Source organism: Mucilaginibacter sp. P4_E8 (genome assembly GCF_056401495.1).
The window spans coordinates 1-1,662 of sequence record NZ_JBFUJG010000357.1; the positions used below are offsets into that span (position 1 = coordinate 1).

2 protein-coding genes are annotated in these 1,662 nt (G+C 38.8%); one reads left to right on the forward strand and one right to left on the reverse strand.

All coding sequences use genetic code 11. The annotated features are described in order from the left end of the window. The first annotated feature begins 234 nt into the window (after window positions 1–234). Window positions 235–753 (forward strand): cupin domain-containing protein, encoded by a 519-nt coding sequence (locus AC1DRQ_RS31330; RefSeq protein ID WP_477430022.1) that lies wholly within the window; start codon window positions 235–237, stop codon window positions 751–753. A 456-nt stretch (window positions 754–1,209) separates the two neighbouring features. On the opposite strand, the gene AC1DRQ_RS31335 is transcribed toward AC1DRQ_RS31330, so the two are convergent. Next, on the reverse strand, window positions 1,210–1,662 hold a 453-nt coding region (locus AC1DRQ_RS31335; protein ID WP_477430024.1), incomplete at its 5' end, for a 3-keto-disaccharide hydrolase.

Consider the following 1,662-nt stretch of genomic DNA (forward strand, 5'->3'; position numbering starts at 1 on the left):
CCTATATCAGTGGCCAGGCGTGGCTACAATGTAGTTCGCTTTAAGGAAATGCCAAAAGGCGGGCATTTTGCAGCAATGGAGCAACCGGAACTATACGCTGATGACCTGAGAGATGCCTTCAGGTCTTTTCGCAAAACTAAATAATACGGATTTGGCTGTAATTCGATTTGAGAGCGGATTTATTAATTAGATGACAAGCATTAAAGTGCCTATAAAAATCAAAACAAAAACACTATGAAAAACACAGAAAATAAAAGAATAGTTAAAATCGATAATCCGTCAGATGAGATGTTCACGACTTCCTGGGGAGAACAGGCAAGAACAATTGTTTCCAGTTCGGAAACATTAGGTAAGGTTATGCTACAAGATTATAAAGCGCCCAGAAACTTTGGCCCGCCTGTTCATTTGCATCGCAATGAGGATGAAATTCTCATCCTTAAACAAGGAACAATAGTTATATGGACCCCGGAGAAATCTGGAGTTGCTAAACCAGGTGATACAATCATGTTGCCCAAAACCGTTCCCCATACCTGGAGGGCTTGCGGTGATGAACCAGTACACATGACAGTTATAACCGCCCCAGGTGAATTTGAGACGTTTATAAGTGATATCGCAAAAGACAATCTTACAATTCAAAATACTGATAAATTAACAGAAGTGGCCTATAAAGCCGGCATGGATATTTTAGGGCCACCGCTTACTGACGACCAGGTCGCAGCCATCGTAAATGGAGAGGCGTTCACTTTTCACTAAAAGATACACGATGCCGAACCTAATTTCTACAAAAATGGGCTGTCAGAATTTGCGTCTTTTTCCATTTAAATGTTTATTAAACAGTGAATTATAAAAGTGTAGGATCCCGAACCTTTTTCATGAAATTGATGAAAATTTTTTGATATTAAAAGAGCGCATAATTTTTGAAAAACATTAAAATGTGGCTATATTTGGCTTAACAATTAGAGTAAACTTGCTATTTGCGTCATTCGTAGAGTAAGGAGCTTTTTCTAATGTAAATTACTGACAATCAACACATAAAAGCTAAGGTTCTGAACCCTAGCTCTCCGCTTAATTCAATATCAAAAACATTAAAAGCCTGCAAATCAAATATTGCAGGCTTTTTTGTTGATACCACATCAGAAATTATTCAGTAATTCCTTGCTAAAAAGGGACGGGTAGAGACAAATTACCTTCCTCATTTCGTTCATACTCTTACAAACGCTTAATCTTAATACTTTTCAGCCAAATCTTTTGCCCATGGTGCTGAAACATAATGTGCCCGCTGGTTGATTTGGCAAAATTAGGATTGGTCTTATATTTACTATGACTGATCAAATCATTTAGGGCTCCCGATCCAAGTTCATATTCAACTACTTTCCGGCCATTGATCCATTGTTCAACATGGCCATGATCAACCAATAGTCTCGCCGTATTAAATTCACCAACCGGTTTAAGATGTTTATTTTGCGGTGCTATCAGGTCATATAATGATCCTGCAGAACGCCTGGGTTCATGATCATTAAAATCAATGTCGTCTAATAGCTGCATTTCAAAATTATCCAGCCAGTTGGGGCTGTTACCATTGCCCGATTCATGATTTGAGTTTTCGAGTACGTTATAAAAAATACCGCCATTGCCGGCTTTGGATACCGCCCACTCCAGCGT